Source organism: Pseudomonas sp. TE4620, from assembly GCF_056279045.1.
Window position 1 is genome coordinate 5,042,167 of the sequence record NZ_JBWBQO010000001.1, and the last position, 24,255, is coordinate 5,066,421.

At 61.5% G+C, this 24,255-nt stretch carries 20 protein-coding genes; 12 read left to right on the plus strand and 8 right to left on the minus strand.

Annotated features, from left to right (window positions below; translation table 11 throughout):
* The first annotated feature begins 40 nt into the window (after window positions 1–40).
* The 3 genes from ACZ9A3_RS23505 to ACZ9A3_RS23515 all read left to right on the plus strand — a co-directional run bounded on the left by ACZ9A3_RS23505 (window position 41) and on the right by ACZ9A3_RS23515 (window position 3,318).
* Window positions 41–1,033, plus strand: coding sequence for an AraC family transcriptional regulator (locus tag ACZ9A3_RS23505; protein WP_045199493.1), 993 nt, complete (start codon window positions 41–43; stop codon window positions 1,031–1,033).
* 141 nt (window positions 1,034–1,174) lie between these two features.
* Window positions 1,175–2,221 (plus strand): histone deacetylase family protein, encoded by a 1,047-nt coding sequence (locus tag ACZ9A3_RS23510; RefSeq protein ID WP_093377920.1) that lies wholly within the window; start codon window positions 1,175–1,177, stop codon window positions 2,219–2,221.
* Window positions 2,218–3,318, plus strand: a complete 1,101-nt coding sequence (locus tag ACZ9A3_RS23515; RefSeq protein ID WP_093377915.1) for a polyamine ABC transporter substrate-binding protein — start codon at window positions 2,218–2,220, stop codon at window positions 3,316–3,318. The genes ACZ9A3_RS23510 and ACZ9A3_RS23515 overlap by 4 nt, the downstream gene beginning before the upstream one ends.
* Window positions 3,319–3,367: 49 nt before the next feature.
* On the opposite strand, the gene ACZ9A3_RS23520 is transcribed toward ACZ9A3_RS23515, so the two are convergent.
* Window positions 3,368–3,808: a hypothetical protein gene (locus ACZ9A3_RS23520; RefSeq protein ID WP_476253169.1), complete on the minus strand. Its 441-nt coding sequence runs from the start codon at window positions 3,806–3,808 to the stop codon at window positions 3,368–3,370.
* Window positions 3,809–4,090: 282 nt separating this feature from the next.
* Complete coding sequence (gene pdxR, locus ACZ9A3_RS23525) at window positions 4,091–5,629, minus strand: MocR-like pyridoxine biosynthesis transcription factor PdxR (protein WP_476253170.1); 1,539 nt, start codon at window positions 5,627–5,629, stop codon at window positions 4,091–4,093.
* 90 nt (window positions 5,630–5,719) lie between these two features.
* On the opposite strand from pdxR, the gene ACZ9A3_RS23530 reads away from it, so the two are divergent.
* Genes ACZ9A3_RS23530 through ACZ9A3_RS23540 form a run of 3 tightly spaced genes read left to right on the plus strand, consistent with a single transcriptional unit; the run spans window position 5,720 to window position 7,491 of the window.
* A complete protein-coding gene (locus ACZ9A3_RS23530; RefSeq protein ID WP_093377905.1) occupies window positions 5,720–6,349 on the plus strand; it encodes an FMN-binding negative transcriptional regulator in 630 nt (209 codons plus the stop codon).
* A 12-nt stretch (window positions 6,350–6,361) separates the two neighbouring features.
* Complete coding sequence (locus tag ACZ9A3_RS23535; protein WP_476253171.1) at window positions 6,362–6,808, plus strand: N-acetyltransferase family protein; 447 nt, start codon at window positions 6,362–6,364, stop codon at window positions 6,806–6,808.
* Window positions 6,809–6,825: 17 nt separating this feature from the next.
* On the plus strand, window positions 6,826–7,491 hold the full coding sequence (locus tag ACZ9A3_RS23540) for a GNAT family N-acetyltransferase (protein WP_258595547.1): 666 nt from the start codon (window positions 6,826–6,828) through the stop codon (window positions 7,489–7,491).
* 67 nt (window positions 7,492–7,558) lie between these two features.
* Here ACZ9A3_RS23540 and oadA read toward each other — a convergent pair whose 3' ends face one another.
* A complete protein-coding gene (oadA, locus tag ACZ9A3_RS23545) occupies window positions 7,559–9,367 on the minus strand; it encodes a sodium-extruding oxaloacetate decarboxylase subunit alpha (protein ID WP_045199477.1) in 1,809 nt (602 codons plus the stop codon).
* A 101-nt stretch (window positions 9,368–9,468) separates the two neighbouring features.
* Window positions 9,469–10,884 carry an acetyl-CoA carboxylase biotin carboxylase subunit gene (locus tag ACZ9A3_RS23550; RefSeq protein WP_045199475.1) on the minus strand — a complete coding sequence of 472 codons (1,416 nt, stop codon included), beginning with the start codon at window positions 10,882–10,884 and terminating at the stop codon, window positions 9,469–9,471.
* Window positions 10,885–11,087: 203 nt separating this feature from the next.
* On the opposite strand from ACZ9A3_RS23550, the gene ACZ9A3_RS23555 reads away from it, so the two are divergent.
* Window positions 11,088–12,035, plus strand: a complete 948-nt coding sequence (locus tag ACZ9A3_RS23555; RefSeq protein ID WP_162195917.1) for a LysR family transcriptional regulator — start codon at window positions 11,088–11,090, stop codon at window positions 12,033–12,035.
* Here ACZ9A3_RS23555 and ACZ9A3_RS23560 read toward each other — a convergent pair.
* Both ACZ9A3_RS23560 and hexR read right to left on the minus strand, forming a co-directional pair.
* The gene (locus ACZ9A3_RS23560) at window positions 11,977–12,195 is read right to left on the minus strand and encodes a PA3496 family putative envelope integrity protein (RefSeq protein WP_045199472.1); all 219 of its coding nucleotides are present in this window, start codon (window positions 12,193–12,195) and stop codon (window positions 11,977–11,979) included. The two genes, ACZ9A3_RS23555 and ACZ9A3_RS23560, sit on opposite strands and share 59 nt — an antisense overlap.
* Before the next feature lie 102 nt (window positions 12,196–12,297).
* Window positions 12,298–13,164, minus strand: coding sequence for a transcriptional regulator HexR (gene hexR, locus ACZ9A3_RS23565; protein ID WP_038616018.1), 867 nt, complete (start codon window positions 13,162–13,164; stop codon window positions 12,298–12,300).
* A gap of 104 nt (window positions 13,165–13,268) precedes the next feature.
* Here hexR and zwf point away from each other — a divergent pair, with 104 nt between their 5' ends.
* Window positions 13,269–14,711 carry a glucose-6-phosphate dehydrogenase gene (zwf, locus tag ACZ9A3_RS23570; RefSeq protein WP_045199468.1) on the plus strand — a complete coding sequence of 481 codons (1,443 nt, stop codon included), beginning with the start codon at window positions 13,269–13,271 and terminating at the stop codon, window positions 14,709–14,711.
* Here the strand turns inward: zwf and ACZ9A3_RS23575 are convergent.
* On the minus strand, window positions 14,708–17,578 hold the full coding sequence (locus tag ACZ9A3_RS23575) for an EAL domain-containing protein (protein ID WP_093377881.1): 2,871 nt from the start codon (window positions 17,576–17,578) through the stop codon (window positions 14,708–14,710). The two genes, zwf and ACZ9A3_RS23575, sit on opposite strands and share 4 nt — an antisense overlap.
* 223 nt (window positions 17,579–17,801) lie before the next feature.
* Between ACZ9A3_RS23575 and uvrD the strand changes: the two genes are divergently transcribed.
* The 3 genes from uvrD (at window position 17,802) to ACZ9A3_RS23590 (ending at window position 21,548) form a co-directional block, all read left to right on the plus strand.
* Window positions 17,802–19,985, plus strand: coding sequence for a DNA helicase II (gene uvrD, locus ACZ9A3_RS23580; RefSeq protein ID WP_045199464.1), 2,184 nt, complete (start codon window positions 17,802–17,804; stop codon window positions 19,983–19,985).
* 195 nt (window positions 19,986–20,180) lie between these two features.
* Entirely contained in the window at window positions 20,181–21,029 is an 849-nt protein-coding gene (locus ACZ9A3_RS23585; protein ID WP_045199463.1) for a Tim44 domain-containing protein, read from the plus strand.
* A 111-nt stretch (window positions 21,030–21,140) separates the two neighbouring features.
* A complete protein-coding gene (locus ACZ9A3_RS23590; protein ID WP_093377876.1) occupies window positions 21,141–21,548 on the plus strand; it encodes an SMI1/KNR4 family protein in 408 nt (135 codons plus the stop codon).
* Between the two features lie 134 nt (window positions 21,549–21,682).
* Here the strand turns inward: ACZ9A3_RS23590 and ACZ9A3_RS23595 are convergent, their stop codons facing one another.
* Window positions 21,683–23,443: a cation:proton antiporter gene (locus tag ACZ9A3_RS23595; RefSeq protein WP_093377871.1), complete on the minus strand. Its 1,761-nt coding sequence runs from the start codon at window positions 23,441–23,443 to the stop codon at window positions 21,683–21,685.
* Window positions 23,444–23,768: 325 nt separating this feature from the next.
* On the opposite strand from ACZ9A3_RS23595, the gene ACZ9A3_RS23600 reads away from it, so the two are divergent.
* Entirely contained in the window at window positions 23,769–24,254 is a 486-nt protein-coding gene (locus ACZ9A3_RS23600; protein ID WP_476253172.1) for an acyl-CoA thioesterase, read from the plus strand.
* The last annotated feature ends 1 nt before the right edge of the window (window position 24,255 follow it).

The window sequence follows — 24,255 nt, forward strand, 5'->3', positions numbered from 1 at the left end:
TGCTCGATTTGCTCGGCCAACCTGTCGAAAGAAGCCGAGCATGCTCCATTCACACCTCACCACCCTCAACGCTGTGTCGCTGGTTCTGCAAGCCTTTCAAGGCCAGGGCCCCGGCGCTGAAGCGCTGCTGGCCGGCAGCGGCATCAGCCCGGCAGACCTGGGCCGCGCCGACTCGCGCATCACCACCCGCCAAGAGATGCTGGTGTGTGCCAATGCGGTGGCCCGACGCCGCGAAGTAGGCCTGGAGCTGGGCCGGCGCATGCATGTTTCCTGCTACGGCATGCTCGGTTACGCCCTGCTCTCCAGTGCCACCTTAGGTGACGCTTTGCGCCTGGCGATGCAGTACCCGGCGCTACTGGGAACACTTTTTCAGCTGCGTCTGGTCGAGGATGGCGAGCGGGTCTGGTTCAGCGCCAGCGATTATCGCGAAGACCCGCAATTGGCTGCATTCAACGCCGAGTTCTGTCTGACCTCGCTGAAAGTCATCTGCGACGACCTGCTTGGCCAGCCATTGCCGCTGACGGCTGCACGCTTCGCCCACCCAATGCCGGATTACCATGCACTGTACGGCGACAGCTTTGCCTGCCCATTGCGATTCGAGGCCACCGACAATGCCTTCGCCTTCGCCCGCACATGGCTGGACCAGCCCCTGCCGCTGGCCGACCAGATCACTCACCAGGCCATGAGCGAGCGCTGCCGGCGGCTTAACCTGGAGTTCACCGGCCGCCAGGCCTGGCTCGGGCGGATCCGCCAACTGCTGCTCGAACAACTCGATGCGGCGCCCGGCCTCGAGGGCCTGGCGCGGCAAATGAACTGCTCGTCGCGCACCTTGCGCCGGCACCTGCAGGAGCTGGGCAGCAGTTATCAACAGCTGCTCGATGAACTGCGTTTCGAGCGCGCCAAGCAACTGTTGGCCGAAGATCAGTTGCCCATCTACCGCATCGCCGAACTACTCGGCTTCAGCGAGACCGCCAGCTTTCGCCACGCCTTCATGCGCTGGAGCGGGGTGGCGCCGAGTCACTTCCGCGCCTGAACATCGCGCTTGCACCGCCGGGGGGCGAAATCCGGACAGTCAGGTTGGCCATATCGATCCCCTTTTGGCCGTTTCCGTCGTTCTGCAGCAGGCCCGTGCCACCAACAATGGAGCGACGCCAGTGACCCGGAGAACAACAACATGCTGACGATCTATTCCGATGACCACCGCCTGCACCACGGCCGCTGCGAGCTGATCGACGGGCAACTGATGCCCTGCTTCGAAATGCCCTCGCGCGCCGACCATGTCCTGGACCGGGTAAAGACCCGTGAACTGGGGGCCATCAAGGGCCCTGCCGATTTTGGCCGCGCGCCCTTGCTGCGGGTGCACAGCGCCGATTACCTGAACTTCTTCGAAGGCGCCTGGCTGCGCTGGACCCAACTGGGCCACGAAGGCGACCTGCTGCCCTTCACCTGGCCGGCGCGCACCCTGCGCAGCGTCAAACCCAGCGGCCTGCATGGCGAGCTTGGCTACTACAGCTTCGACGCTGGCGCGCCCATCACCGCGGGTACCTGGCAAGCGGCCTACAGCGCCGCACAAGTAGCCCTTACCGCCCAGGCGGCAATCCAGACCGGCGCCCACAGCGCCTTCGCCCTCTGCCGGCCACCCGGGCACCACGCCGCCAGCGACGTCATGGGGGGTTATTGCTACCTGAACAACGCCGCCATCGCCGCCCAGGCGTTCCTCGACCAGGGCCGGCGCAAGGTGGCTATCCTCGATGTCGACTACCACCACGGCAACGGCACCCAGGAAATCTTCTACCAGCGCAGCGATGTGTTCTTCGCCTCGATCCATGGTGATCCGCAGGCCGAATTCCCGTTCTTTCTCGGCTATGCCGACGAGCGCGGCGAAGGCGAGGGTCTGGGCTACAACGTCAACTACCCGCTGCCAGCCGGGAGTGACTGGCCGACCTGGAGCAAGGCCCTGGACGAGGCCTGTGAGCGCATCGCCGCCTACGGCCCGGACGTGCTGGTAATTTCCTTGGGCGTGGATACCTTCAAGGACGATCCGATTTCCCAGTTCAAGCTCGACAGCCCCGACTACCTGCAGATGGGCGAACGCATTGCCCGCCTCGGCAAGCCGACGCTGTTCGTCATGGAAGGCGGTTATGCGGTCGAGGAAATCGGCATCAACGCGGTGAACGTACTCGAAGGTTTCGAACGCGCCCAACAGGAAGCTCAAGCATGACCCGACTCCAGCGCCTGCTCGCCCCGCTGCTGTGCAGCACCCTGCTCGCCGGTAGCCTGCAAGCTGCCGAACAACGCACCCTGCGGGTCTACAACTGGTTCGACTACATCACCCCGCAAACCCTGGTGGACTTCCAGAAAGACAGCCAGGTCAAACTCATCTACGACATCTTCGACACCAACGAAGCCCTGGAAGCCAAGCTGTTGACCGGCAACTCCGGCTACGACGTGGTGGTGCCGTCCAACGTGTTCCTGGCCAAGCAGATCGAAGCCGGGGTATTCCAGCCCCTGGACCGCAGCAAGTTGCCGAACTGGCAGCACCTGGACCCGAAGCTGATGAAGCTGATCGAGGCCAACGACCCCGGCAACCAGTTCGCCGTGCCCTACATGTACGGCACCGTGCTGATCGGCTTCAACCCGGCCAAGGTCAAGGCGGCGCTGGGCGACAACGCCCCGGTCGACAGCTGGGACCTGATCTTCAAGGAGGAGAACATCGCCAAGCTCAAGCAGTGCGGCGTGGCCTTGCTTGATTCACCCTCTGAAATCCTGCCACTGGCCCTGCAGTACCTCGGCCTGCCACCGAACAGCACGAAACCTGCTGATTACAAAAAGGCCGAAGAGCTACTGTTGAAAATCCGCCCGCACGTCACCTACTTCCATTCCTCCAAATACATGGCGGATATTGCCAATGGCGACATCTGCGTAGCGGTCGGCTACTCCGGCAGCTTCTCCCAGGCCGCCAACCGCGCCAGCGAGGCGAAGAACGGCGTGGTCGTCGACATGCGTCTGCCCAAGGAAGGTGCGCCAATCTGGTTCGACATGCTGGCAATCCCCAAAGGCGCGGCCAACCCGGAAGATGCCTACACCTTCATCAACTACCTGCTGCAGCCAAAGGTGATCGCGCCCATCAGCGACTTTGTCGGTTACCCCAACCCGAACAAGGACGCCACCGAACGGGTTGCCCCGGCCATCCGCAATAACCCCAATCTGTACCCCACCGAAGAAGCCATGGCCAAGCTTTATACCCTGCAACCGCTGCCGCGGGATGCCGAGCGCGCACGCACCCGCGCCTGGAGCAAGATAAAGTCCGGCAAATAACCGCAATACCTCCCGCCAACAATGGCGGGAGGTATGTCGAACCTATCCGTCAGGACAATTCGACAGTTTGACCGACCTTGAAACAGGCTTCGGTAATCGCCTTGTACGGCGAACTTTCGACCAGTGTTGCATTGAACTGCCCGGAAAATTCGGTATTTGCCGCACTCGACATGGCGATACAGCCCGTCTCTGCGAAGTATTCGTTATTACCCTCAGGGTTCTCGACGACATAACCGATGGTAACTTCTCCTTCAAGCGTTACATCATATTCGCCGGCCGCCAGGTAATCATCGGCTGCCACCGTGATGTAGCGGCGCTCACTACCTTCATCAATCAACCCTACGACAATTCTTACACCGAAGCTGTGGAAGCCACGGACGTCTGTTGCAACGAAGGGCTCACCATCGATCACCGCAGTGAAACTATCACCTGCAGGTATCGAAAAATTTCGTTTTCCAGGCTTGCTGAATTCCTTCAAGGCCGCTTTCATGCAGTGTTTATGGGATTCTTTCATTATTGACCCTATATACAGAGCAAAAACCATCAGGCGAGCTAACACGCCGCGCCACCAATAAAAGTGTGACTAATGATTTTCGAATTAAATGACGTAACAATCTTGAACTGAAATAGCACAGGCTTACCCTGAGCCCATGAAAGTTCTACCACGTGAGAAGGCAACGTCAATCAAGTTAAAAATTTAACTTGTAACCTAAAAATTTAGCCCAACAGGTATGTAACACCTGCCCAGCGAATGAACTCACTGTAAATCCCTTCAGCTCTTTGAGTGGCCCCAAACTTCAGCCAAATGCCGCACTGCGACCTCAATTGCAGCTTCCGGGACAGCGGCAAACCCCAGAACCAGCCCAGCATGCTCATCCTCCGGCGTATCCGAGCCTGGCAGCCAGAAATCACTCAAGCCGTTAATCTCGACGCCCACGCTTTCGGCTTGCCCGATCAACGCACGTTCGCGCGCAAGCGAATCCACCCGCACTGCCACATGTAGACCTGCAGCTACATGTGGCAGCGGGCCGATACCGCTGATGCCCTGTGGCCATCCTGCCACCAACGTATTTCTTCGGCTGAGCGCCGCTTTGCGCATGCGCCGGATATGCCGTTGAAAATGCCCCTGGGCCATGAACTGGGCCATCACTGCCTGAGTGCCTATTTCAGAGTGGCGCACGGCCAGCGCCCGGCAGCGGGAAAACACCTGCACCAACTGCCTGGGCAGCACCAGGTAACCCAGGCGCAGCGCCGGAAAGGCTATCTTGCCGAAGGTGCCGACATATAACACCCGCCCACTGCGATCCAGCGCCGCCAGAGGTGCTAGCGGGTCGCCGCTGTAGCGGTACTCACCGTCGTAGTCATCTTCGATGATCCAGCCGTCCTTGCGCTCGGCCCAGGCCAGCAACTGCAGACGACGGGCCAGGCTCATGGTGACGCCGGTCGGATACTGGTGCGATGGCGTCACATAGCTGAGGCGACAATGTTCCACGGCATTGAGCGCAGCGCAGTCCAGGCCCTCATCGTCGACCGCCACGCCTTGCACTTTTGCCCCGGTCAAGGCGAAGGCGTTTCCAGCAGCGCGGTAACCGGGGTTTTCCACAGCCACCACTTCGCCAGGCTCCAATAACAGCTGTGCACAAAGGCTGATGGCCTGCTGTGCGCCACTGGTGATCACAATTTGTTCAGCCGTGCAGGAAAGTCCGCGAGATCGACGCAAATAGGTCGCGATCAATTGACGAAGTTGCGGCTCTCCAGCCGGATCGCCATAGCCCAAAACAGCGCGATCGGGGTTGCGCCAGAAACCCGCCTGGAGCTTGGCCCAGACGTCGAACGGGAACAAATCGAACGCCGGCAAACCGACGCGAAAAGCCCGTGGCGGACCACTTTTCGGTGGCGGTAAATGGTGGCTTTCCAGACGGTTGCAAGGACCATTGTGGATAAGTTTGCTGGATGAATCCACAGTGTTATTTGCTGTTTTTGTGGATAACCCTGTGGAAAAACCCAGGGATAACCCTGTGGATACTTTTGTGGATAGTTTTGGCAGCTGGCTGACATAGGTGCCATCGCCGACCCGGCTTTCGATATAGCCTTCAGCGTACAACTGGTCGTAGGCACGCACCACGCTGTTGCGCGACAACGACAGCGCCGCAGCCATATCACGGCTGGCCGGCAAGCGCGTGCCACTGCTCAGGCGACCGTCCAGCACGCGCATGCGAAGCGCCTGGTAAAGCTGGCGGCTGAGCCCCTGGCGGCGATCAAGGACGATACCAGTCGGGTCGAACGGCAAGGTGAAGGGGCGCTCGCTCATGACAATGGACCTATAAAATTAGCTGGAAATGGCTCTTACCTTAGTCCAATAGCCTGCCTAGGATTGAGCCATTCGCCAAGGACAATCCACATGTTCACACCTTCGAGCTACAAGGAAACCGACCTCGAGCGTCTGCACCAGCAGATCGAGCAAACGCGCCTGGCCGTATTGGTCACCCACGGTGAACAGGGCTTGCAGGCCAGTCACCTGCCGCTGCTGCTGGATCGCAAACAGGGCAGCAACGGCACCCTGTACGGCCACTTCGCCCGCGCCAACAAGCAATGGCAGGATCTGGCCAACGGCGCCGAGGCGCTGCTGGTGTTTGCCGGGCCCGATGCTTATGTCAGCGCCGGCTACTACCCCAGCAAGGTCGACGATCCGCGCACGGTTCCGACCTGGAACTACGTGGCTGTGCACGCCTGGGGCAAGGCTGAGGTTTTCCATGACGCCGAGCGTCTGCTGGAGATCGTCCGCCGCCTGAGTGATCACCACGAACAACGCCAGGCCAAACCCTGGTCGGTGGACGAAGCGCCTGCCGACTACATGGCCGGCATGCTCAAGGCAATCGTCGGCTTCGCCCTGCCCATCGAGCGCCTGCAAGGCACACGCAAACTCAGCCAGAACCGTTCGGCCATCGACATCGAAGGCGTGCGCACCGGCCTGGCCAACAGCAGCGATCCTCTGGACAACCAATTGGCAGCCCTGATGGGCCAACCTTGAAGGAACACACCTATGCCTAACGTCACCATCCGCCCTGTCACCGCCGACGATCACAGCGCCTGGCTACCGCTATGGCAGGCCTATCAACAATTCTACGAAACCCGTATCGATGACGAGGTCAGCGCCGTGGCCTGGGCGCGCATGCTCGACCCGGCCGAGCCGACCAACGCCGCCCTGGCCTGGGTCGACGGCAAGGCACTGGGCATGGTCCACTGGATCTATCACCGCTCCAACTGGAGCATCGAGAACTCCTGCTACCTGCAGGACCTCTACGTGCAAAGTGAGCAACGCGGCCTGGGTATCGGCCGCCAGCTGATCGAATACGTCTACGTTACGGCAAAGGCGGCAGGTTGCGCCAAGGTGCACTGGTTGACCCACGAAACCAACGCCACGGCCATCAGCCTGTACGAGCAGGTCGCCGAGCGGCCCGGCTTCATCCAGTTTCGCAAACCGCTGTAAGCCAGAGGAGCCACCCCATGAGCAGCCCATTGCACTGGCATCCGGCCAAGCGCCCGCAACCTGCAACATTGACCGGGCGCTTCGTGCGCCTGGAAAAACTCGACCCCAAGCGCGACACCGAAGACCTCTGGGAAGTGTTCCAGGGCTCCCAGGCCGACCGCACACTGTGGGACTACCTGGCCTACGGTCCGTTCACCGAGCGCGAAGACTTCGATCACTGGCTTGACACCAATGCCGCCAGCAGCGATCCGCTGTTCTACAGTGTCATTGACCTGGCCAGCGGCCAGACCCAGGGCATCCTCAGCCTGATGTCGATCGTGCCCGAACAGGGCCGCATCGAGATTGGCCATATCGCCTTTGGTGCTGCCATGCAGCGCACACCTAAAGGCACCGAAGCGGTGTACCTGCTTGGCAAACTGGCGTTCGAGCTGGGCAACCGCCGCCTGGAATGGAAATGCAACAACGACAACGCCCGCTCCAAGCGCGCCGCGCTGCGCTTTGGCTTCACCTTCGAGGGGGTGTTTCGCAAGCACATGGTGATCAAGGACCGAAACCGCGACACCGCCTGGTTCTCGATTACCGATGATGAATGGCCGGCGATTGCGGCGGGGTTCGAACGTTGGTTGGCGGCAGATAACCAGCGGCCCGAGGGACAGCTACAGACCTTGGAGGCGTGCCGGTAGGAGCAGGCAAAAAAAGGGAGGCATACGCCCCCCAGAGGTTAACCGCTTGTAGATGAGGGCCTGAAAATCAGCCCTCGATCTCGATCAGGATCTCGCCCGGGTTGACCCGGTCGCCCTTGGCCACGTGAATGGCGGTGACCTTGCCGGCGATTGCCGCCTGCACCTCGGTCTCCATCTTCATCGCCTCGGTGATCAGCACCGGCTGGCCGGCCTTGACCGTATCGCCTTCCTTGACCAGCACATCGACGATATTGCCCGGCATGGTGGTACTGACATGGCCAGGGGCGCTGGCCTGCTTGCGTTTGCTGCTGCCACCGCCGACAAATTCGTTGAGCGGCTCGAACACCACTTCTTCCGGCATGCCGTCGATGGACAGGTAGAAGTGACGCTTGCCTTCGGCCTTGACGCCGACACCGGTGATATCCACCCGGTAGGTCTCGCCGTGCACGTCGATGACGAATTCGGTCGGCACGCCTTCGCCGCCGGCCGAGGCCACGGCGCCGGCTTCCGGAATCGGCAGCAGCACTTCAGGGGTCAGGGTGCCGGCCTCACGCTCTTCGAGGAACTTGCGCCCGATGTCCGGGAACATGGCGTAGGTCAGTACGTCTTCTTCCGACTTGGCCAGGGCGCCGATGTCGTTGCGCAGCTTGGCCATTTCCGGCTTGAGCAAATCGGCCGGGCGCACGTCGATGACTTCTTCGCTACCGATGGCCTGGCGCCGCAGATTTTCGTCGACCACACCCGGAGCCTTGCCGTAACCGCCTTGCAGGTACAGCTTCACCTCGTTGGTGATGGTCTTGTAGCGCTCGCCGGCGAGCACGTTGAAGAACGCCTGGGTACCGACGATCTGCGAGGTCGGGGTCACCAGCGGCGGGAAGCCGAGGTCTTCGCGCACCCGCGGGATTTCCGCCAGCACTTCGTTCATGCGGTTGAGCGCGCCCTGCTCCTTGAGCTGGTTGGCCAGGTTGGAAATCATCCCGCCCGGTACCTGATTGACTTGCACGCGGGTGTCGACGGCGGTGAATTCGCTTTCGAACTGGTGGTACTTCTTGCGCACGGCATAGAAGTACAGGCCGATTTCCTGCAGCAATTCCAGGCTCAGGCCGGTGTCGAACTCGCTGCCCTTGAGGGCCGCGACCATCGACTCGGTGCCCGGGTGGCTAGTGCCCCAGGCGAAGCTGGAGATGGCGGTGTCGATATGGTCGGCGCCGTTCTCGATCGCCTTGAGCTGGCACATGGCAGCCAGGCCGGCGGTGTCGTGGGAATGGACGAACACCGGCAGCGACTGCTCGGCCTTCAGCGCCTTGACCAGCTCGCCGGTGGCGAAGGGAGTCAGCAGGCCGGCCATGTCCTTGATGGCCACCGAGTCGCAACCCATGGCTTCCATCTGCTTGGCCTGGGCGACGAAGGCGTCGATGGTGTGTACCGGGCTGGTGGTGTAGGCAATAGTGCCCTGGGCGTGCTTGCCAGCGGCCTTGACCGCTTCGATGGCCACGCGCAGGTTACGCACATCGTTCATGGCGTCGAAGATGCGGAACACGTCAATGCCGTTGACCGCCGCCTTGGCGACGAAGGCTTTGACCACGTCATCGCTGTAGTGGCGGTAGCCCAGCAGGTTCTGCCCGCGCAGGAGCATCTGCAGGCGGGTGTTGGGCAGTGCCGCACGCAGTTTGCGCAGGCGCTCCCACGGGTCTTCCTTGAGGAAGCGCACGCAGGCGTCGAAGGTCGCGCCGCCCCAGACTTCCAGCGACCAGTAGCCGACCTTGTCGAGCTTGTCGCAGATCGGCAGCATGTCTTCGGTACGCATGCGGGTGGCCAGCAGGGACTGGTGGGCGTCGCGCAGGATTGTGTCAGTGACAAAGATCTTCTTGGACATTCTTATCTCCTCATAGCGGCAAGCTTCAAGCTACAAGCCGCAAGAAAAAGCCGATCGGCTCTGACTTGTCGCTTGCAGCTAACAACTTGCAGCTGGCTTATTCATAAGCCCGCATGTGCGGCGATGGCGGCGGCGATGGCCAGGGCCAGCTCTTCGGGTTTGCGCTTGATCGAGTAGTTGGTCAGTTCCGGATGGCTTTCAACGAAGCTGGTATTGAACTGACCACTGCGAAATTCCGGATTGCGCAGGATTTCCTGGTAATAGGCAGCCGTGGTCTTCACCCCCTGCACACGCATGTCGTCCAGGGCCCGCAGACCGCGGTCCATGGCTTCTTCCCAGGTCAGCGCCCAGACCACCAGTTTCAGGCACATCGAGTCGTAGAACGGTGGAATGGTGTAGCCGGTATAGATCGCCGTGTCGGTGCGCACGCCGGGGCCGCCGGGGGCGTAGTAACGGGTGATCTTGCCGAAGCTGGGCAGGAAGTTGTTCTTCGGGTCTTCGGCGTTGATCCGGAACTGCAGGGCAAAGCCGCGGTGCTGGATGTCTTCCTGCTTGACCGACAGCGGCAGGCCGGAGGCAATACGGATCTGCTCGCGAACAATGTCGATACCGGTGATTTCTTCGGTGATGGTGTGTTCCACCTGCACCCGGGTGTTCATCTCCATGAAGTACACCTCGCCATCGGCGAGCAGGAACTCCACGGTACCGGCGTTCTCGTAGCCCACGGCTTTGGCCGCGCGCACCGACAGGTCGCCGATATAGGCACGCTGTTCAGGGGTCAGTTGCGGGCTTGGGGCAATTTCAATGAGCTTCTGGTTGCGGCGCTGGATCGAGCAGTCGCGCTCGAACAGGTGGACGACGTTACCAAAGCTGTCACCGAGGATTTGCGCCTCGATGTGTTTCGGGTTGACGATGCATTTTTCCAGGAACACTTCCGCAGAACCGAAGGCCTTGGTCGCTTCGGAGATTACCCGCGGGAAGGCTTGCTCCAGCTCTTCACGGCTGTTGCAGCGGCGAATACCGCGGCCGCCACCGCCGGAAGTGGCCTTGAGCATCACCGGGTAACCGATGCGGTCGCCTTCGAGCAGCGCTTCGTGGATATCGGCGACGTTGCCTTCAGTGCCCGGGGTCACCGGCACACCGGCCTTGATCATGCTGCGGCGGGCTTCGGTCTTGTCACCCATGCGGCGAATGACTTCAGCCGCCGGGCCTATGAATTTGATACCGCGTTCGGCACAGATGTCCGCAAGTTCAGCGTTCTCAGACAGAAAACCATAACCGGGATGCAGCGCATCACAACCGGTTTCCACGGCCAGGTTCACCAGCTTGCGCGGGTTCAGGTAGCCGGCCAGGGGCTCGGCACCAATGCTGTGGGCCTCGTCGGCACGTTTGACGTGCAAGGCATGGCGGTCGGCGTCGGAGTAGATCGCCACGGAACGGATGCCCATCTCGGCGCAGGCACGCACGATTCGAACAGCAATTTCACCGCGGTTGGCGATCAGGATCTTTTTTATCACTGGAGTATTCCCAAGGCCGCTAGAACAAACGAGCCGGCAACGCCGGTCGGCGCGTGACCAATCGTCGCTGGCCAGTCGCATCTTTACCCTAGCGCTGTCTCTGGATAAACAAAAATCAATATTTATTAGGGTGTGCATAAGCAAAAGCTTATAGTGCTGTTACAAGGTTTTGCCGGGGCTTGAGAGAAATGCGTAAGTCATTGATGCGTATGACATTGCGTCAACTTCAGATCTTCAATGAGGTCTGTGATTTGCGTTCCTACAGCCGGGCAGCCGAGGAGATGAACCTGACGCAACCTGCCGTTAGTCTACAGATCCGCCAATTGGAAGAACTGGTCGGCCAGCCGCTGTTCGAGTATGTCGGCAAGAAGCTCTACCTGACCGAAGCCGCTGAAGCGCTGCAACGCGCCAGCCGCGATATCTTCGGGCGCCTGGAGAGCCTCGACATGCAGCTCTCCGACATGCAGGGCTCGCTGCAGGGGCAATTGAAGCTGGCGGTCGAATCCAGCGCCAAGTACTTCGTCCCGCATCTGTTCGCGGCCTTCAAGCGTTTGCACCCCGAGGTCAATCTTACCCTCACGGTGGTCAACCGCGCCCAGGCCATACGTCGCCTCTCGGACAACCGTGATGACCTGATCATTATGTCCATGGTGCCCCAGGACATGGGCCTGGAGTTCCTGCCGTTCCTCAACAATCCGATCGTTGCCGTGGCGCCGCCCGATCATCCGCTGTGCAAGCTCGACAGCCTGCGTTTGCAAGACCTTGAGCCGCACACCCTATTGGTACGCGAACAGGGCTCGGGCACACGCAAGGCTTGCGAAGAGTACTTCAAGGAAAAGCGCGTGCACTTCACTCAGACGCTGGAAGTGGCCTCGGCCGATGCCCAGCGCGAGTGCGTGATTGCCGGCCTGGGCATCGCCCTGCTGACCCGCCATGCATTGAACCTGGAACTGGCCACCGGCGTGCTGCGCGAGCTGCCGGTCGAAGAGCTGCCGCTGTACCGCAGCTGGTGTGTGGTGCAGTCCAAGGCCAAGCGGCAATCGCCGGTGGCCCTGGCCTTTCTAGCGTTCATTCGCAGCGAACGTGCACAGATCAGCGGGCTTGTTGAGCGTTTCTCGGGGATTCTGCCGCCGATACCTGCCACACGCTGACGGCCTGCAAGTCGGGGTAGTCGGTGATGTCCTGCAGCAGACGGCGCTGCTCGGAGTAGCTTTCGATCGCGCGGCGAAACTCCATGCGGCGCTGGTCTTTTTCCTGCTGTTTGCGGGATTTGGCGTTGGGTTGGTACGAGCCATCGAATTCACGAGCCATTGCATATCTCCCTTATCGAGTGCGGGAGCTTCAGCCTGACGTCGTGGCATTACGGTTTGGCGGCGGGCCAATGACAAATCAATGAACCCGCGCCTACAGGTCTCAGTCGTCCATCGCCTTGATCGACTTGGGCGACAGGCGCAGGCTGCGCAAGCTGCGCTTGACGCTCTTGAGGTGGTTGACCAGGCTCGGCCCGCGGGCCATGGCCACGCCCATGGCCAGCACGTCGATCACCACCAGGTGGGCAATGCGCGAGGTCAGCGGGGTGTAGATTTCGGTGTCTTCGTGCACATCGATGGCCAGGTTGACGGTCGACAGCTCCGCCAACGGCGTCTGGCTCGGGCACAGGGTGATCAGCGTGGCGCCGCTTTCACGCACCAGGTTGGCGGTGATCAGCAGGTCTTTGGAGCGCCCCGACTGGGAAATGCAGATGGCCACATCGCCCGGTTTGAGGGTGACCGCCGACATCGCCTGCATGTGCGGGTCGGAATACGCCGCCGCCGTCAGCAGCAGGCGGAAGAACTTGTGCTGGGCATCGGCCGCTACCGCGCCGGAGGCACCAAAACCGTAGAACTCGACACGCTGGGCCTGGGCCATGGCGGATACCGCACGCTGCAAAGCCTGTGGATCGAGGTGCTCGCGCACTTCCATCAGGGTATGCAGGGTGGTGTCGAAGATCTTCAGGCTGTAGTCGGCAACCGAGTCGTCTTCGTGAATGGCGAACTGGCCAAAACTCGCGCCCGCCGCCAGGCTCTGGGCCAGCTTGAGCTTGAGGTCCTGGAAACCGGAACAACCGATCGCACGGCAAAAACGCACGATGGTCGGCTCGCTGATGCCGACGCTGTGGGCAAGGTCGGCCATGGAGCTATGCATGACGGCCGCTGGATCAAGCAGCACGTGATCGGCAACCTTGAGTTCCGATTTGCGTAGCAGATGGCGCGACTGGGCGATGTGTTGCAACAGATTCAAGGGCAGGACTCGGTTATGATCGACTGACCGGGTTGTAGCTTTCTTGTAGTTATACTACATGACCGGCGACCCGCCCAGCTAAACGAACTAGGAGAGTGGTGGTATTGACTATCCCTTGCGACATCATGGTGTTCGGCGGCACCGGTGACCTGGCCCTGCATAAACTGCTTCCGGCGCTCTACCACCTGTATCGCGAGGCTCGCCTGCACCCCGCCGTGCGCATCATCGCCCTGGCCCGCAGCAATCTGCCACGTAATCAATTCCTCAAACTCGCCGAACGCCGTTGCCGGGCACAGATTGCCCGTGCCGACTTCGACGAGGATGTCTGGGCGCGGTTCTCGGCGCGCCTGGACTACTTCCCCATGGACGCCTCGCAAAGCGCCGATTTCGTCCGCCTGGCGCGCTTTCTTGGTGAAGCCGGCGGCCTGACCCGGATCTACTACCTGGCCACCGCACCGAACCTGTTCGTGCCGATTGCCAACCACCTGAAAATCGCCGGGCTTGCCGATCACGATGCGCGCATCGTCCTGGAAAAACCCATCGGCCACTCGCTGGAGTCGGCCACGGCGATCAACGAGGCCTTCGGCGCGGTGTTCGCCGAGTCGCAGGTGTTTCGTATCGATCACTACCTGGGCAAGGAAACGGTGCAGAACCTCATGGCCCTGCGCTTTGCCAATGCCTTGCTCGAGCCGGTGTGGCGCAACAACCAGGTCGATCATGTGCAGATCAGCGTCTGTGAAACCCTCGGCGTCGAAAACCGTGGCGCCTACTACGACCGCGCCGGCGCCACCCGCGACATGCTGCAGAACCACCTGCTGCAGCTGCTGTGCCTGGTGGCCATGGAGCCGCCGGCACAATTCGAGGCTGAAGCGGTTCGCGACGAGAAGGTGAAGATCCTCAAGGCCCTGCAACCGATCACCGGCCAGGACGTGCAGGACAAGACCGTGCGCGGCCAGTACAGCGCCGGCAAGATCGGCGGCCAGGAAGTACCAGCCTATTACTTCGAGAAAGATGTCGACAACGACAGCGATACCGAGACCTTTGTCGCCGTAGAAGCCCACATCAACAACTGGCGCTGGGCCGGCGTGCCCTTCTACTTGCGCACCGGCAAACGCCTGGCCAAGCGCTCGTCGCAGATCGTCATCCAGTTCAAGCCGGTACCCCACCGCCTGTTCGACGGCGATCAGGCCAACCAGCTGCTGATCCAGCTACAACCCGACGAGCGCATCAGCCTGCAAATGATGACCAAGACCCCCGGCAAGGGCATGCGCCTGGAGCCGGTGGAACTGAACCTCAACCTGGCCCAGGTATTCGGCCAGACCCGTCGCTGGGACGCCTATGAGCGGCTATTGCTGGATGTGCTCGAAGGCGACTCGACGCTGTTCATGCGCCGTGACGAGGTCGAGGCGGCCTGGGCCTGGATCGACCCGATCCTTAACGGCTGGCAGGAACACTTCCAGGCCCCGCGCCCCTACCACGCCGGTAGTAACGGCCCGGACCAGGCCCACAGCCTGCTGGCCCACCAGGGCCGCGCCTGGCACCTTTAAAAGCTGTAGCGGCTGGCCAGTAAACCGGCCAGTTCCTGCGCCGGCACCGGCCGGCTGATCAGGTAGCCCTGCACTTCGTTGCAGCCTTGCTTGCGCAGGAAGTCCAGCTGTTCAGCGGTCTCGACGCCCTCGGCAACCACCTGCAGGTCCAGGCTCTGGGCCATGGCGATGATTGCCCGGGTGATCGCCGCGTCCTCGCTGCCCTCGCGCAGGCCCCGGATAAAGGCCTGATCGATCTTCACGTAGTCCACCGGGAAACGCTTGAGGTAGCTGAGCGATGAATAGCCGGTGCCAAAGTCGTCGATCGCAAGCTTCACCCCCAGCTCATGCAATTGGCGGAAGGTGGCGATGATGTGCTCGACGCTGTCGAGCAACTGGCTCTCGGTCAGTTCCAGCTCCAGCAAGTGCGGGGCCAGGCCGCTTTCTTCCAAAACCTGGCGCACCAGGCTGACCAGCTTGCCCTGGCGCAACTGATATACCGACAAGTTCACCGACACGCGAATCGGCGCAAGGCCCATGCGCTGCCACTCGCAAGCCTGCCAGCAGGCCTGGCGCAGGACGAATTCGCCCATCGGCGCAATCAGCCCGGTTTCTTCGGCCAGGCCGATGAAGTCCGACGGCGGCACCATGCCCCACTGCGGATGCTGCCAGCGCACCAGCGCCTCGGCCGCATGCAGGCGGCCGGTGGCCAGGCACAGCTTGGGTTGGTAGTAGACCTGCAGTTGCCGCTCTTCGATGGCCTTGCGCAGGTGGTTTTCCAGCTGCAGGCGCTGCAGTGTGCTGGCCTGCAGGCTCTCGGTGTAGAACTGGAAGTTGTCGCCACCCAGGTGCTTGGCGTGCTGCATGGCGGTATTGGCCTGGCTGACCAGCACCGTGACATCCCGCGAGGTGTCGGCCAGCAGGCTAATGCCCACCGAAGCGCTGATCACCAGCTCGTGACCATCGACCCGCAGGGGTACGCGTAGCTTGTCGAGCAGGCGGCTAGCCACTCGCACCAGGCTCGACAGGTTGCTGTAGGCATCGAACAGCACGGCAAACTCGTCGCCGGAAAGCCGCGCCACGGTGTCGGCCTCGGGCATGGCATTACTGATGCGCTGGGCCATCTGCTTGAGCAAATGGTCGGCAACTTCATGGCCAAGGCTGTCGTTGAGCAGCTTGAAGCGGTCCAGGTCGATGTGCAGCAGGGCCAGGCCGCGACCGCTCTGGCGCAGGCGCTCGCCGGCCTCATGCAGGCGCAGGCGGAACAAGGCGCGGTTGGCCAGGCCCGTCAGTTCATCATAGTGAGCCAGGTAGCGCAGGCGCTCTTCAGACTCACGGCGCGCCGACAGGTCGGTAAAGAAGCCGACGATGCTGGTCAGGTTGCCGCGGGCATCACGTACACCGTTAAGCTGCAGCCACTGAGGATAAAGCTCACCGTTCTTGCGCGCCTCGACCAGTTCGCCTTGCCAGCTGCCCTGTTGCTCCAGGGCCAGTTCGATAGCCTGTGAATGTCGACGAGCATCAAGGCTGCACGCCAGCTCCAGCAACCGCCCTTGCAATAGTTCTTCGCGGCTGTAGCCGGTAACCCGGCAGAAGGCCTGATTGACGGCCAGCAGTACATAGTCAGGGTCAAGAATCACAATGCCTTCACTGGCGGCTTCAAACACCGTGGCGGCCAGACGCTGCTGTTCCTCCTGGGCTTTTTGCGCGCTGATTTCCCGGCGGGTGCCGAGCATGCGCAGCACCCGCCCGCTGGCATCACGTTCCACCGCCCGGCCACGGTCCTCAATCCAGCACCAATGGCCCTGGCGGTGACGCACCCGGTAGTCGATGCGGTAGTCCTCGCTGCGGCCCTTGAGGTGTTCGACCAGGGTACGCTTGAGCAGCGGCACGTCATCGGGATGCAAACGTGGCTTGAGGTGCGCGAGCATTTCCTGGACTTGTTCAGGCTCCAGGCCAAACAGCTCGCGCAATTGCGTGTGGTGGATCTCGTCGGTGTCCAGGTTCCAGTCCCAAAGCCCCAGCTCGCTGGCCTCTAGCGCCAGGGCCAGGCGCTGCTCGCTTTTGCTCAGGGCCTGGTTGGCGACATCGAGTTCCTGGCTGCGCTGGGCCACCCGCGACTCCAGCCCAACCTGCGCCTCACGCAGCTGTTCCTCGATCAACCGGCGCTGTTCGACCTCCTCGGCCAATGCCTGGTTGAGGCTCTCGCTGCGGCTTTGCGCCGCTTGCAGGTGTTCGATCAGCTCCTGATTCTGAAAGCGTCGCAGCAATCCGCGTTCGATCAGCCGGTTGACCTGCCAGGCCACCACCGACAGCGCAATCAACAGAATCAGCCCAAGCCAGCCCCAGCCGCGCTGCTGTTCGTCGCCACTCCAGAACAGGAAAGCAATCGGCGGCAGCAGGCAGGGCAAGGTAAAACTGAGAAACGCCGGCAGGCTGACGGCATAGGCAACGCTGGCCGATAGCGTCGCCGCCCCCAGCAGGCCAAACACCCAGGCCTGCTGGACGAAGTTGTCCACCGGCACCAGGGCAATCGCCGCGCTGGCCAGGGTCAGGCCGCTGAAGGCCGAACCGAGCAAAAACATCCGCCACCAGGTCGGCTGGGCTTGCCGATCGGGCATGGCAGCATCGAAAGCGGCCACCTGGATCACCCGCAACGCCACCAGCGCCATCAGCCAGACCACCCAGACGCTGACCAGCAGGTAACGCGCCGGGTTCCATAGCAGCCAGGCACAGACAAGGCCGTTGAGCAGCATGAACAGGGTCGGCAGCAACGAGCCTTGATACAGCAGGCGGGTGCGCTCGACAGCCAGTTGCGGTGCGAAGTGTTTGCGAATACTCCGGCGCGCTTGGGCTGGGGCGCTCAGGGAGTCGGAACCGAGTGTCATAGGCGGTGTTCTTGTAATGGTTAGCCTTAAACGTGCACGGAGCATACACAAGCAAGCCCCTGGGCCAAACTGCTCTGGATCATAATTATTTCATCGCATTTCCCGACGGCAGGTGCTCAAGCACGCAGGCCTTGGGCTGCAGCCGGTGACCGGCCGGTCGTCAGCGCCAAGTTTTTCTACTGTATATTTGCCCAAGGGTCGCCTGCGCCCCTAAAATGGCCGGATGCGCGATGATCTCTCTCTCCTGTTGAACTCTCTCAACGACGCCCAACGCCAGGCTGTAGCTGCGCCGGTCGGTCGTCAGTTGGTCCTGGCCGGTGCCGGCTCCGGCAAGACCCGTGTGCTGGTGCACCGCATCGCCTGGTTGATCCAGGTGGTGCAGGCCTCGCCGCACTCGATCCTGTCGGTGACCTTCACCAACAAGGCCGCTGCCGAGATGCGCCAGCGTATCGAACAGCTGATGGGCATCAACCCGGCCGGCATGTGGGTCGGCACCTTCCACGGCCTGGCGCACCGCCTGTTGCGCGCGCACTGGCAAGAGGCCGGGCTGAACCAGAACTTCCAGATCCTCGACAGCGACGACCAGCAGCGTCTGGTCAAACGCGTAATCCGCGAGCTGGGCCTGGATGAACAGCGCTGGCCGGCGCGCCAGGCACAGTGGTTCATCAACGGCCAGAAAGACGAAGGCCTGCGCCCGCAACATATCCAAGCCAGCGGCGACCTGTTCCTGGGCACCATGCGCAGCATTTATGAAGCCTACGAGGCAGCCTGCCAGCGCGCCGGCGTCATCGACTTCTCCGAGCTGCTGCTGCGCGCCCTGGACCTGTGGCGCGACCACCCCGGCCTGCTCGAGCACTACCAGCGGCGCTTCCGCCATGTGCTGGTCGACGAATTCCAGGATACCAACGCCGTGCAGTACGCCTGGCTGCGGCTGCTGGCCAAGGGCGGCGACAGCCTGATGGTGGTCGGCGATGACGACCAGTCGATTTACGGCTGGCGCGGTGCCAAGATCGAGAACATCCACCAGTACACCGCCGACTTCCCTGACGCCGAGCTGATCCGCCTGGAGCAGAACTACCGTTCCACCGCCGGCATCCTCAAGGCGGCCAACGCCCTGATCGCCAACAACAGCGGGCGCCTGGGCAAAGAGCTGTGGACCGATGGCGGCGATGGCGAACCGCTGAGCCTGTACGCTGCCTTCAACGAACACGACGAAGCCCGCTACGTGGTCGAGAGCATCGAAAGCGCACTCAAGACCGGCCTGGCACGCAGCGACATCGCCATCCTCTATCGCTCCAACGCCCAGTCGCGGGTGCTTGAAGAAGCACTGCTGCGCGAACGCATTCCTTATCGCATCTATGGCGGCCAGCGCTTCTTCGAACGCGCCGAGATCAAGAACGCCATGGCCTACCTGCGCCTGCTCGAAGGCCGCGGCAACGATGCCGCCCTTGAGCGGGTGATCAACGTGCCGCCGCGCGGTATCGGCGAGAAAACCGTCGAAGCGATTCGCGAGCACGCGCGCCACGCCCAGGTTTCGATGTGGGAGTCGATGAGCCTGCTGATCGCCAACAAGGCGCTCAAAGGCCGTGCCGCCAGTGCCTTGGGCGCGTTCATGGAAATGATCGAGAACCTTGCCGCCAAAGTCCTGGAGATGCCCCTGCACCTGATGACCCAGACGGTTATCGAGCAGTCCGGGCTGATCGTCTATCACCAGGAAGAGAAAGGCGAAAAAGGCCAGGCCCGGGTGGAAAACCTTGAGGAACTGGTCAGCGCCGCGCGCAACTTCGAAAACAGCGAAGAAGACGCCGAATTGTCGCCACTGGCGGCCTTCCTCGGCCATGCCTCGCTGGAAGCCGGCGACGCCCAGGCCGACGAGCACGAAGACAGCATCCAGCTGATGACCCTGCACAGTGCCAAGGGCCTGGAATTCCCTCACGTCTTCCTGGTCGGCATGGAAGAAGGCCTGTTCCCACACAAGATGAGCCTGGAAGAGCCCGGCCGTCTTGAAGAAGAACGCCGCCTGGCCTATGTCGGCATCACCCGCGCCATGCAGCAGCTGGTGATGACCTACGCCGAAACCCGCAGGCTGTACGGCAGCGAGACCTACAACAAGGTCTCGCGCTTCGTACGCGAAATTCCGGCCGGCCTGGTGCAGGAAGTGCGCTTGTCCAACAGCGTCAGCCGCCCGTTCGGCTCCGGTCAGCAGCAGAACTCGAGCAGCCTGTTCGCCAACGCCAACATCCCGCAGACCGCCTTCAACCTTGGCCAGCGGGTGCAGCATGCGGTATTTGGCGAAGGTGTGATCCTCAACTTCGAAGGCTCCGGCGCCCAGGCCCGGGTCCAGGTCAACTTTGCCGAAGGCAGCAAGTGGCTGATGCTCGGTTACGCCAAGCTCGAAGCGCTGTAAAGCAGAAAATCCTGTAGGAGCGGGCTTGCCCCGCGATGCAATGTGACTTGCACGCCGCAATCGCGGGGCAAGCCCGCTCCTACAGCGTATTCAGATCATTCAGGCAAAAGCTGGAAACATTATGGCGCTGGTCATGTGTCCTACAACCTGTGCACCATGACGCGCGTGCAATCCACAAAACGGGAATACCCTTCTATGCAACGTTTTCTTAGCATCGCTTTGGCGCTGTGCATCGGCCTGACGATGAGTCTCGACGCCAACGCCAAACGCTTCGGCGGCGGCAAGAGCTCGGGCGCCGCGCCGACCCACCAGACCCGCCAGGCAGCCCCAGCTACCCCGGCTGCCTCGCCAACCGCGCCAGGTCGCGCACCTGCCGCCGCCAGCGGTGCTTCGCGCTGGCTCGGCCCGCTGGCCGGCCTCGCCGCCGGTGGCCTGCTGGCCTCCATGTTCATGGGCGACGGCTTCCAGGGCATGCAGATCTTCGACATCCTGATCATGGCGCTGATTGCCTTCCTGGCGTTCCGCTTCATCGCCGCCCGTCGCCGCAAGCAGCAGCCACAAATGGCCGCCGCCGGCCACGCGCCTTTCCAGCGTGAAGCGCACCAGCCTGCGCAGCCGTCGATCTTCGGTGGTTCGGCTGCACCTGCCGCCGCCCGTCCGGTAATCAACGCCCCGGCCTGGTTCAACGAGCAGAGCTTCCTGGCGGCTGCCCGCAACCACTTCCAGTCGCTGCAGCAGCACTGGGACGCCAACGAAATGGACAAGATCGCCGAGTTCGTCACCCCGCAGATGCTGCAGTTCCTCAAGCAGGAGCGTGCTGACCTGGGTGATGCCTTCCAGTCCACTTACATCGACGACCTAAATGTGCAGCTTGAAGGTGTCGACGACCGCGCCGACAAGACCATCGCCACCCTGACCTTCAGCGGTGTATCGAAGACTTCGCGCTTCGACCAGGGCGAACCGTTCAGCGAAAGCTGGAACATGGAACGCGCGCCGGGCGAGAACCAGCCTTGGCTGGTTGCCGGGATCCGTCAGAACGGCTGATCTTGAGGCATTGCACAAAAAACCCCGGGCTTGTCCCGGGGTTTTGCTTTTAGCGCAGCAGGCTACTAGGGTATAACGCGCAGCGTGTCGTAAAGGTTAGAGGATAGAACCGTGGAAGAAGTCATCGAACAGCTCCGAGAAGCCAATGAACCGGTACCGGTGCCGCTGGAGTTGCCGGACGAAGACCAACTGGTCGAAATCGAAGAAGAGTTGTTCATCAACATTCCGTTCGTCTTCAAGGAATTCCTGCTGACGGTCAGCGACGTGGTCTACGGCAGCCTGGAGCCGGTCACCGTCACCGACCCGCAGTCGCATACCTATTTGCCGGACGTGGCAGCCAATGCCTGGGACGCCGGCGTGCCGCGCGACCTGATCCCGATCTGCCAGGACGGCGACGACTTTTACTGCGTCGAAGAGGACGGCACCGTGGTGCTGTGGTCCGGCGAAGAAGAGATCGTTACCGAGGAAAGCTGGGAATCGGTCTGGCACTGGGCGCGGGACGTCTGGCTGGAAAGCTGAATGAGAAATACCCGCATAAAATAATGGCTCTTGGCTATTAATGCTCGTAGAATCGCCACGCCTTCCCGCGCGTGGCGCTTCGCTACCGCTCCATCCCCTCGGACATTCGAACCGCCCCGCGCAGGAAGCGCCTCTTATTGGTGGTTTTCCTGGTTGTTTTCCAGGGTCTCCAGCAAAGCGATCTGCATGCGTGTATGCACACGGATGAACCAGCGCCACAGCACCGCCACCACCACTGCCGCGACTACCACGATCAGCAACAGCAGCTCGCTGGTGGGCAGAATGCTGGCCGACAGCGCCGACAGCAGCAAAAAGATCACCAACAGCGACAGCAACGGAATGACCTCGGCAATCACCCGTCGAACCCGCTGGGTGTGGCGCCCGGCCATCTCCGGCTTGACCCCCATCTCCGCCAGCAGCATCGACAGCGCCTTGAGCTTGCGGTACGCAGCGATCAGGAAAGGCAGCGACAGCATCAGCGCCACGCCCCAGATCAAGGCCTTCTGCTGGCCGACATCGCTGACCCATTCGCTCAGGTAGTCACCAATGCGCGCGGCGAAATAACCACCGCTGAAGAAGATCGCCACCACCAACGCCAGGTTCACCCCCACCTGCAGCAGAATCCGTCGGATCATCGACGCCAGCAATGCCCCTTGGCCATGGGGCTGGATGCTGCGCAGCCATTCGCCGTACAGCGACAGCACCCGCGACAGGCGCCCCGGCACGACCTTGGCGAGCTTCAGCGACAGCGGGTCGGCGGCGCGAATCAGATACGGGGTAAGCAGCGTGGTGATGGCCGAAACGGCTACCGCCACCGGGTACAGGAAGTCGCTGGTGACCTGCAGGGTCATGCCCAGTGCGGCGATGATGAACGAGAACTCGCCAATTTGTGAAAGCCCCATCCCGACCCGCAGAGAGGTACGTCCGTCGTTGCCGGCGATAAAGGCGCCCATGCCGCAGGACAGCATCTTGCCCAGCACCACGGCAATGGTGATGACCACGATCGGCCAGGCATACTCGACCAGGATCGACGGATCGATCATCAAGCCGATGGCGACAAAGAAGATGGCGCTGAACAGGTCGCGTACCGGTTCGATCAGGCGCTCGATCTTCAGCAACTGGCGCGACTCGGCCATGATCGCGCCAATCAGAAAGGCGCCCAGGACCATGCTGTATTCAAGCTTGACCACCAACAGGCAAAAACCGAAACACAAGCCCAGGACGGTAATCAGCAGCATCTCGTTGCTTTCGAAGCGGGCCACGTAAGCCAACAGGCGCGGCACCAGCAAAATGCCGATGACCAAGGCAACGATCATGAACAGCGACAACTTGCCGACCGTGGAAAACACCTCGCCCGAGCTCACCGTGCCACTCACGGCAATACCCGAGAGCAAGGCGATGATGCCGATGCCAAGGATGTCTTCGACGATCAGCACGCCGAAGATCAGTTGGGCAAAACGCTCGTTCTTCATCTTCAGGTCGTTGAGCGCCTTGACGATGATGGTGGTCGAGGAAATCGCCAGGATGGCGCCGAGGAACAGTGAGTCCATGGTGTTCCAGCCGAACCAGCGGCCGATCTCGAAGCCGATCCAGATCATCAGCACGATTTCCAGGAACGCGGCGATAAACGCCGTGGCCCCGACCTTGAACAACTTGCGCAGGCTGAACTCCAGGCCCAGGCAGAACATCAGGAAGATCACGCCGAGCTCGGCCAGGGTCTTGATCGTCTCTTCGTCGTGAATCAGGCCGAACGGCGGGGTGTGCGGGCCGATGATGAAGCCGGCAACAATGTAGCCAAGCACTACCGGCTGTTTGAAACGGTGGAAGAGGATAGTGACCACCCCGGCAACCAGCATGATCACTGCCAAATCCTGGATAAAGCTGATGGCATGCACGGCGTGGGACTCCTTACCTGGTATCCAGAGACAAGCCGCAACTCACCCGATGAATTGTCTGATTGAGTTGCGGGTACATAGCGTTTTAAATGTAGGAATGCCCACCTTGCATGGGCTTCTTCAGGTTAACACCGCCGCTTGTCGCGAAAAGCCGGTGCAATATGAAGAAACAGATCGACCAAAGCATCGCCGCAAATGGCACAAATAGCGTGACGGCAAGGCCGCTGTCAGCGTCCCGTCTACTTAGATGGGAATCGTATTGGGGGAAAGAAGCGTGAACAGCAATCGCCACCCCGCCTCAGCGCAACCTTACCGTGAGCACACTATGGAACCTGGAAACGCCCAGCTGTCGATGACCGTCCTGATGACCCCGGACATGGCCAACTTTTCTGGCAACGTCCACGGCGGCACGCTGCTCAAATACCTCGACGAAGTGGCCTATGCCTGCGCCAGCCGCTACGCCGGTCGTTATGTGGTGACCCTGTCGGTCGACCAGGTGGTCTTTCGCGAGCCGGTGCATGTCGGCGAGCTGGTGACCTTCCTCGCTTCGGTCAACTACACCGGCAACACCTCGATGGAAGTCGGCATCAAGGTGGTCACTGAGAATATTCGCGAGCGTTCGGTGCGCCACAGCAACAGCTGCTTCTTCACCATGGTCGCCGTCGACGACGACCGCAAGCCGGTTGCGGTGCCGCCGCGCCAGCCTGAAAGCAGCGAAGAGAAGCGCCGTTTCCTCCAGGGTAAACAGCGCCGGCTGATCCGTCAGGAGCTGGAAAGGCGCTACCAGGAGCTCAAGGGCGACGCCCTTTAAG

Coding starts and splice junctions, on each gene's coding strand:
- ACZ9A3_RS23575 (WP_093377881.1), bottom strand. CDS start 17,578: ATGACACTCGGTTCCGACTCCCTGAGCGCCCCAGCCCAAGCGCGCCGG.
- ACZ9A3_RS23585 (WP_045199463.1), top strand. CDS start 20,181: ATGCAACGTTTTCTTAGCATCGCTTTGGCGCTGTGCATCGGCCTGACG.
- ACZ9A3_RS23505 (WP_045199493.1), top strand. CDS start 41: ATGCTCCATTCACACCTCACCACCCTCAACGCTGTGTCGCTGGTTCTG.
- ACZ9A3_RS23515 (WP_093377915.1), top strand. CDS start 2,218: ATGACCCGACTCCAGCGCCTGCTCGCCCCGCTGCTGTGCAGCACCCTG.
- ACZ9A3_RS23555 (WP_162195917.1), top strand. CDS start 11,088: ATGCGTATGACATTGCGTCAACTTCAGATCTTCAATGAGGTCTGTGAT.
- ACZ9A3_RS23530 (WP_093377905.1), top strand. CDS start 5,720: ATGTTCACACCTTCGAGCTACAAGGAAACCGACCTCGAGCGTCTGCAC.
- pdxR (WP_476253170.1), bottom strand. CDS start 5,629: ATGAGCGAGCGCCCCTTCACCTTGCCGTTCGACCCGACTGGTATCGTC.
- ACZ9A3_RS23600 (WP_476253172.1), top strand. CDS start 23,769: ATGGAACCTGGAAACGCCCAGCTGTCGATGACCGTCCTGATGACCCCG.
- ACZ9A3_RS23520 (WP_476253169.1), bottom strand. CDS start 3,808: ATGAAAGCGGCCTTGAAGGAATTCAGCAAGCCTGGAAAACGAAATTTT.
- oadA (WP_045199477.1), bottom strand. CDS start 9,367: ATGTCCAAGAAGATCTTTGTCACTGACACAATCCTGCGCGACGCCCAC.
- ACZ9A3_RS23510 (WP_093377920.1), top strand. CDS start 1,175: ATGCTGACGATCTATTCCGATGACCACCGCCTGCACCACGGCCGCTGC.
- ACZ9A3_RS23560 (WP_045199472.1), bottom strand. CDS start 12,195: ATGGCTCGTGAATTCGATGGCTCGTACCAACCCAACGCCAAATCCCGC.
- uvrD (WP_045199464.1), top strand. CDS start 17,802: ATGCGCGATGATCTCTCTCTCCTGTTGAACTCTCTCAACGACGCCCAA.
- ACZ9A3_RS23535 (WP_476253171.1), top strand. CDS start 6,362: ATGCCTAACGTCACCATCCGCCCTGTCACCGCCGACGATCACAGCGCC.
- ACZ9A3_RS23540 (WP_258595547.1), top strand. CDS start 6,826: ATGAGCAGCCCATTGCACTGGCATCCGGCCAAGCGCCCGCAACCTGCA.